Below are 7,089 nucleotides of genomic sequence, written 5' to 3' on the forward strand. Positions count from 1 at the left end.
CTCACCTGGGGCTCCTTCGCCGTCACGAAGTGGGTGACTGGCGTCTACCCAGACCACCCGCGGAGGGCGGGACTTCGCCCCTTCATCGCATCAATTCCTGTGGATCGTTGAAGTTATTGCCTGATGCTCCGGTGCCACCGGATCTCGCCTTCGTGCCATTCGTCGGTGGGTGTGAGCCCGGCGGCGGTGGCGACGGCGGCGGATGCCCTGTGTTCGGGGTGGATGTGGGCGATGACGGTGCGTACCGGCTGCCGGCTGAGCCAGTCGACGAGTCCTCGGGCTGCTTCGGTGGCGATGCCTCTTCCCTGCCACGGGGTCCCCACCACCCAGGCGATCTCGGCGATGGGCCCGTGGGCGGAGGGGCTGACCGTCGTCTGGACGGTGCCCGTCAGGCAGGACTCGTCACGGAGCCGGATTACCCAGTTCAGCCAGGAGATGGCCGGGTCGGGAGAGCCCGCGGTCATGCGCTGGTAGCGCGAGCGCAGGGCTTGCGGGGTGTCGGGAGTGCCGCCGATGAAGGTGTGCAGGACCGGGTCGGACAGCACGGCGGCCATCTCCTCGGCGTGTTCGACGTGCAGTGGCAGCAGGTCCAGTCGCCGGGTGCTGATGGCCTGGGCCGCGAGGGTGCTCACGCCGCGACCGCCTCGGGTCGTTCGACGAGCTGGCCGCGCTCGAAGCGGGCTCCGGCGCGGACGAGGGCGACGAGGTGGGGCGCGTTCACCGCCCGCCACCGCTGCTGGGCGGACTCGACCAACTTGAAGACCATAGCCAGGGCGGCGGTGCGGGAGCCGGCACCTCGTGTGACCTTGGTCCGCAGCCGGACCGTGGAGAAGGTCGACTCGATGGGGTTCGTGGTCCGCAGATGGATCCAGTGCTCGGCGGGAAAGTCGTAGAACGCCAGCAGCTGGTCCTGGTCGTCGGTGATCTTCTTGACCGCCTTGGGGAACTTCGCGCCGTAGAGCTGGGCGAACGTTGTGATCGCCGCCTCGGCATGGTCGCGGTCCTCGGCGTTGTAGATGTCCTGGATGGCCTTCTTCGCGCCCGGCTGCGCGGACTTCGGCATGGAGTCGAGGACATTGGCCGTTTTGTGAACCCAGCACCTCTGCTCACGGGTGTCGGGGAACACCTCGGCCAGGGCCTTCCAAAAGCCCAGGGCGCCGTCACCTACCGCGAGGACCGGGGCGCGCATGCCCCGGCGGACGCAGTCGCGCATCAGGTCGGCCCACGACTCGCCCGACTCGCGGTAGCCGTCCTTGAGGGCGACCAGCTCCTTGGAGCCGTCGGCGCGGACCCCGATGAGCACCAGCACGCAGGCTTTGGCCTCCTCCAGGCGGACGTTGAGGTGAATGCCGTCGGCCCACACGTACACGTAGTCGACCTCCGACAGGTCGCGGTCCATGAACGCGGCGTGGTCGGCTTGCCACTGCTGGGTCAGCCTGGTGATCGTCGCCGGGGAGAGCCCGGCCGAGCTGCCAAGGAACTGCTCCAGGGCGGGTACGAAGTCGCCGGAGGACAGGCCGTGCAGGTAGAGCAGCGGCAGCACCTCGCTGATCTTCGGCGACTTGCGGCACCACGGCGGCAGGATCGCGGAGGAGAACCGCTTGCGCTCGCCGGTGGCCTCGTCGACGCGCTTGTCGTTCACCCGTGGGGCCTTCACCTCGACCACGCCGGCCGCGGTGGTGACCTTCCTCGGCTGGTGATGACCGTTGCGAACCACCAGACGGCGCCCCTTGTCGTCACGCTCATCAGCCAACTCAGCTATGTGGGCATTGACTTCGGCCTCCAGTGCGGCAGCCAGCATCCGCCGTGCGCCCTCCCGAACGATCTCATCCAGCAGCGAGTTGCCGCTTGGCGTGGTGCCGTCCTCGTTGACTACCGTAAGCACGGGCGTGCCTTCCCGACCGACGCTGCAACGTCGGCCTTGCTCGATGACCTATCGATCGATCCATCGGGAAGGTACGCCTCCTTCCGTCAGGAGTGATCCACAGGTACTGAGCATTGCTCCTCCAGCAGCCGCCACTTCCCGCAGGTCTGCGCCGCTACTCACCTGGCTGCGCCTGTTCACCTCTGATGCCCTTCGCGGCCTCCGCTTCCTCGGCTGAGATGTCCTCGGCGATGGCAAGCACCCGCCGCAGGCTGGCGGAGGGAATCACGACGCCACCGGCGCTGTCCATGTAGATGTAGTCACCGGGACTCACGCACACACCGGAAATCTCGACAGCCACAGCACAGGCGTACGGCATCACCGTGTCGCCGCCCCATCGGACCGCCTCCCCCCTGCACCAGGTAGCGAAGCTGTAGCCACGCAACTGGCCAAAGTCACGTAGCCGGCCGTCGGCGAGGACGCCGGCCAGCCCGGTGCTGTCTGCCCTGGCAAGCTTTGTGCCCCCGCCGTGGGACACGTCGGCGTGTCCTCCGCTGGAGAGCACGAGCACCTGGCCCGCCCCGGGCGGGTTCCCGAGTGCTCCGTAGAAGTAGTACCGGAAGTCATGGCCCCCTGCCGCCAAGTCCTCGCGGTAGGGGAGAAAGGAGATGGTGGCTGCCGGCCCGAAGAGATAGCGGAGAGGGTCGGGGCTCGACATGGCGGATATGTGCGCTCGGTGGCCATGGACCCGGTTCATGGCGTCGACAAGCGTGGCGCACCCCAGGCGGGCTGCCTTCTGAGCCAGTGTCTCGTCCTCCATCAGCTTCCTCTCTCAAAGGGCCATGGGCTCTGTCCGGCGTACCGCCGAGCCGCCGTCAGGTACCTCGGCTGGCCGTAGCCGCGTGAAGGCTGCGTGTGCCCGGCTGTCTGCATGCTGTGGCCAGCCTCCGTCCGCCGGGCCGAGACCCGAACCGCCAGCACTCCTCCGCGGTGGCCAGCGACGAATAGGTACGCCAGAGAACTGCGCCCAGCGTGTAAGGGTTCTTACTGTCACTCGCCCTTTCAGTGTCGCGTTCACAGGTTTGCCGGGCATCTTGGCCACCGTTCTCGCCCCGGCGTCCTGTCGGGGCCGCGCCGCGTCCTCTTGCTCTCATGTCAATCAGGCTGCTTACCGAAGGGAGTCCTGGTGAGTGCCGGTGTGGGCATCGTTGAGGAGGGCGCGGTAGACAACGTCGGAAAGTCGCCGTCGCAGTGCGCGTATGGCTTCGGTGCTGGTGTTGCCCGCATCCTTGCGTCGCTGAAGGTAGGCGCGTGCATCGGGATGGTAGTGGGCCTGAGTGATCGCGATGCGGGTGCGGGCGAGGCGATGCGGCCGAGGGCCGTCGCTGCCTATCCGCTGCAAACGCCGCGGCAGCGCAGGGCGAACAGGTACCAGCCGCGCTCAGCGCAGGAAGCCTCCCGCAGCGGCCGCGCCACGGAGGGCTTCAGCGCCGACGGAAGCACCCTCTGCACCGAGAGCGGCTTCAGACAAGGGACACCCGATCGGTCGACGCCGACGACCACGACCGCTTCTGCTCCTCCAGGCTGCCCTCCGACCGCGGGGCCTCCTACGACCCCTTGGATGGTGTGGGAGCGGTAAGTCCACAGCCCCCGCCTCTCGAAAACCAGCGGCGGAGCCCGCTTCCGGGTCCTCTAAAGACCCCCGCCGGCACACCGACAAGGCGACGCTCAGGCGCAGCGCCTCCTGCCTGACTCGTGCGAGGTACTGGGCGAGCGCTCGCTTAGAGAGCGTCCGCCAACTCCATCCGGGCACCACACCATTGCCGCACGGACACGGGCCGAAGCCGGCCACCGTGCCACGAAGCTGTCCTTTGACGCACTCGGGTGCCTCACCGTGTGTTGTGTTTGGAGACCACGGCCCAGGCACGTCGGCGCGACCAGCGCCCCGAGTCTCGCCACCGGCCCAATCCTGACCCTTTGACAGCGTGTCAATCCTGACCCTTTTACATCTGATTCTTGGCCTTGTTGATCAAGGTCAGGAGGGAAGGGTGATTCCCGTGGAGGACTGGGCAGAGATCCGCCGTCTGCACCGTGCCGAGCAGATGCCGATCCGGGCGATCGCCCGGCATCTGGGCATCTCGAAGAACACGGTCAAGCGGGCCCTGGCGAGCGACCGGCCGCCGAAGTACCAGCGGCCGGCGAAGGGCTCGGCGGTGGACGTGGTCGAAGGGCAGATCCGCGAGCTGCTGCGGGAGACACCGACGATGCCCGCGACGGTCATCGCCGAGCGGATCGGCTGGGAGCGTGGGATGACGATCCTCACCGACCGCATCCGTGAGCTCCGGCCCGCTTATCTGCCGGTCGATCCGGTCTCCCGGACGACCTATCGGCCCGGCGAACTGGCCCAGTGCGACCTGTGGTTCCCCGACGCGCAGATCCCGCTGGGCTATGGGCAGACCGGCCGGCCGCCGGTGCTGGTGATGGTGTCGGGCTACTCGCGGGTGATCGCCGCCAGGATGCTGCCCTCCCGCAGGACCGGCGACCTGATCGACGGGCACTGGCGGCTGCTGTCGCAGTGGGCGGCGGTGCCCCGGACGCTGGTCTGGGACAACGAGGCCGGCGTCGGCCGCGGACGCCCGACGAGTGAGTTCGCCGCGTTCGCGGGCCTGCTCGCCACCAAGATCTACTTGTGCCGGCCGATGGATCCGGAGGCGAAAGGGCTGGTGGAGAGAGCAAACGGCTATCTGGAGACCTCCTTCCTGCCCGGCCGCCACTTCAGCGGACCGGACGACTTCAACACCCAGCTCGCCGAATGGCTCAAGGTCGCCAACCGCCGCGTCCACCGCAGCCTGGGCACCCGCCCGGCCGACCGGTGGGAAGCCGACCGGGCCCACATGCTCACCCTGCCCGCGGTCGACCCGCCCACCTGGTGGCGGTTTGCCACCCGGCTCGGCCGCGACCACTACATCCGCGTCGACACCTGCGACTACTCCGTCGACCCCGCAGCCATCGGTCACCACGTGACCGTGCTGACCGACAACGACGAGGTCATCGTCCTGACCTCCGGCGGAGAAATCATGGCCCGACATCCCCGCTGCTGGGCCCGCCACCAGACCCTCACCGACCCCGAACACGCCGCGGCCGGCCAGATGATGCGGCACCAGGCCCGCCACCGCCCCGCGGGTCAGATCCAGGCCGTCAACTCCGGTGGTCCGCTGGTCGAGGTCGAACAGCGCGAGCTGGACACCTACGACCGACTGTTCACCGTCATCGACGGCGGCGCAGACAAGGAGGCCATCTGATGCCCACGACCACCACGGACAGCGAGCCCGCCCTCGCCCAGCCCCTCGACACAGCCCAGGCACCGGCCGCGGGCCGCCGCACCAGCCAGCAGACCTCATCCGACCTGGCCTTCCTGGCCCGGGCCCTGAAAGCCCCAGCCCTGCTGGAAGCCGCCGACCGGCTCGGCGAACGAGCCCGCAAGGAGTCCTGGACCCATGCCGAATACCTCGTCGCCTGCCTGCAACGCGAGGTGGCCGCCCGCGAATCCCACGGCGGTGAAGCACGAGTACGCGCCGCCCGCTTCCCCGCGGTCAAGACACTGGAGGAACTCGACGTCACCCACCTGCGCGGCCTGACGCGCCAGCAGTTGTCCCACCTGGGCACCCTGGACTTCATCGTCGGCAAAGAGAACGTCGTCTTCCTCGGCCCACCGGGCACAGGCAAAACACACCTGGCCATCGGCCTGGGAGTGCGGGCCTGCCAGGCCGGTCACCGCGTCGCCTTCGCCACCGCGGCCGAGTGGGTCGACCGGCTCGCCGCCGCCCACCAGGCCGGCAACCTCGCCGCCGAACTCACCCGCCTCGGACGCTACCCGCTGATCGTCGTGGACCTATGCCGACACCGCGACTATGCCGAGCGGGCTGGTTCCGCACGAGGCAAGGCTCCGATGACGGCTGTTCCGCTCTGCATAGTCGCGGTGCCAAGCAGGGCTGAGGGAGATCTCCGGTATGAACGGAGGACCGTTGTCAGCTTCGACGACGGTTCGGGCGTGAACGCCACCTGCCTGGGCCGCCGTTCGCTGCCGATCTCGGATCGGTGGCCCTCGTAGTGGTGGCGTACTGCGCGTAGCGACGACGCGCGTCAGTCAAACTCTCCGCCCCATTGGGGCCGCCCCAGACCTCGTCGGCGTGGGGGTCGTCTTGGCCGTCGTCTTCCCAACTGCACTCGTCGCAAATCTGGAAGTGTCCGCGGGCTTCCAGCGTCAAGAGCTTGCAGCAGGGACAGGCATAAGGGCCGCCTCCGGGCGGATTTGCTTCTGACGGTTTTCCGGGCGTTGTCACGCGTTGAGTGTTGCATGGTCTGGAAGGAATCCCTGGTCTGGCCGCATCAGAGGCGGTCGAGGAAGGCGAGGATCTTGTCGTTGGGTCGGTAGCGGCCCGGCTGGGCAGTGATTGGTGTGGTCAGGGCGAGGGCCTTCTCCTTGATGGTCATGTCGGCGTGGACGTAGGCGTCGGTGGAGCGGACGCCGGCGTGGCCGAGCCAGAGTGCGATGACCGTGGTGTCGACGCCGGCCTGCAGCAGCGACATCGCGCAGCTGTGCCGCAGGACGTGCGGGTGGATGCTCTTGTCCAGCAGGGACGGGCAGGCTTGCGCGGCAGTCTGCGCGTGGGTGCTCAGGCGTTGGGCGACGGCGTCTCGGCTGCGGCGCCGTCCGGTGCGGGTGCAAAAGAGGGGTTCGCCGCGGCGTCCGGCGCGCTCGTTCAGCCAGGAGCCCAGTAGGTTCTGGACGGGGCGGTCGAGTGGGACGGTGCGTTGTTTGCGTCCTTTGCCCTCGCAGCGGACGGCGGCGCCGTCGCCGAGGGTGATGTCGTCGCAGTTCAGGCTGGTGAGTTCGGTGACGCGCAGGCCGGTCTGGATGGCCAGGGCCAGCATGGCCTTGTCCCGTCGTCCTTCCCAGCGTTTCGGATCCGGTGCCGCCAGCAGCGCGTCGACCTCGATGGCGGTCAGGAAGGTGACGATCCTCTTGTCGAACCGCTTGGGTGGGATGTCCAGGACCCGCTGGATGAGCTGGGCGTGTTCGGGGTGCTGGAGGGCGGCGTAGGAGAACAGGGAGCGGATCGCGGTCAGGCTGAAGTTCCCCCCGCGAACTGGACAGCGGGTGTTTACGCTGCCGGGACGAGGTTCTGCCTGAGCAAGGATCTCGTTTCGAGCGGGGTGACGTA

The 7,089-nt window shown here is 68.2% G+C and carries 7 protein-coding genes; 2 read left to right on the forward strand and 5 right to left on the reverse strand.

Annotated features, from left to right (window positions below; all coding sequences use genetic code 11):
- Positions 1–113: 113 nt before the first annotated feature.
- The 3 genes from ACIBJF_RS51050 to ACIBJF_RS51060 all read right to left on the reverse strand — a co-directional run bounded on the left by ACIBJF_RS51050 (position 114) and on the right by ACIBJF_RS51060 (position 2,684).
- On the reverse strand, positions 114–632 hold the full coding sequence (locus tag ACIBJF_RS51050; protein ID WP_399184733.1) for a GNAT family N-acetyltransferase: 519 nt from the start codon (positions 630–632) through the stop codon (positions 114–116).
- Positions 629–1,885, reverse strand: coding sequence for an IS256 family transposase (locus tag ACIBJF_RS51055; RefSeq protein ID WP_399184734.1), 1,257 nt, complete (start codon positions 1,883–1,885; stop codon positions 629–631). The genes ACIBJF_RS51050 and ACIBJF_RS51055 overlap by 4 nt, the downstream gene beginning before the upstream one ends.
- Before the next feature lie 154 nt (positions 1,886–2,039).
- Complete coding sequence (locus ACIBJF_RS51060; RefSeq protein ID WP_399184735.1) at positions 2,040–2,684, reverse strand: RraA family protein; 645 nt, start codon at positions 2,682–2,684, stop codon at positions 2,040–2,042.
- 1,228 nt (positions 2,685–3,912) lie between these two features.
- Between ACIBJF_RS51060 and istA the strand changes: the two genes are divergently transcribed.
- Both istA and ACIBJF_RS51070 read left to right on the forward strand, forming a co-directional pair.
- On the forward strand, positions 3,913–5,166 hold the full coding sequence (gene istA / locus ACIBJF_RS51065) for an IS21 family transposase (RefSeq protein WP_399184736.1): 1,254 nt from the start codon (positions 3,913–3,915) through the stop codon (positions 5,164–5,166).
- The gene (locus ACIBJF_RS51070) at positions 5,166–5,975 is read left to right on the forward strand and encodes an ATP-binding protein (protein ID WP_399184737.1); all 810 of its coding nucleotides are present in this window, start codon (positions 5,166–5,168) and stop codon (positions 5,973–5,975) included. The genes istA and ACIBJF_RS51070 overlap by 1 nt, the downstream gene beginning before the upstream one ends.
- Here ACIBJF_RS51070 and ACIBJF_RS51075 read toward each other — a convergent pair.
- Together ACIBJF_RS51075 and ACIBJF_RS51080 are read right to left on the reverse strand one after the other, a co-directional pair.
- Positions 5,893–6,207 carry a CPCC family cysteine-rich protein gene (locus ACIBJF_RS51075; protein WP_399184738.1) on the reverse strand — a complete coding sequence of 105 codons (315 nt, stop codon included), beginning with the start codon at positions 6,205–6,207 and terminating at the stop codon, positions 5,893–5,895. The genes ACIBJF_RS51070 and ACIBJF_RS51075 overlap by 83 nt on opposite strands.
- 46 nt (positions 6,208–6,253) lie before the next feature.
- On the reverse strand, positions 6,254–7,089 hold an 836-nt coding region (locus ACIBJF_RS51080; RefSeq protein WP_399184739.1), incomplete at its 5' end, for a tyrosine-type recombinase/integrase.

Origin of the sequence: Streptomyces sp. NPDC050743, from assembly GCF_044456925.1 — a bacterium.
GTDB lineage: Bacteria > Actinomycetota > Actinomycetes > Streptomycetales > Streptomycetaceae > Streptomyces.

Bases quoted from the DNA above. Each gene is read 5' to 3' on its own strand.
- ACIBJF_RS51060 (WP_399184735.1), bottom strand. From the start codon at position 2,684: ATGGAGGACGAGACACTGGCTCAGAAGGCAGCCCGCCTGGGGTGCGCC.
- ACIBJF_RS51070 (WP_399184737.1), top strand. From the start codon at position 5,166: ATGCCCACGACCACCACGGACAGCGAGCCCGCCCTCGCCCAGCCCCTC.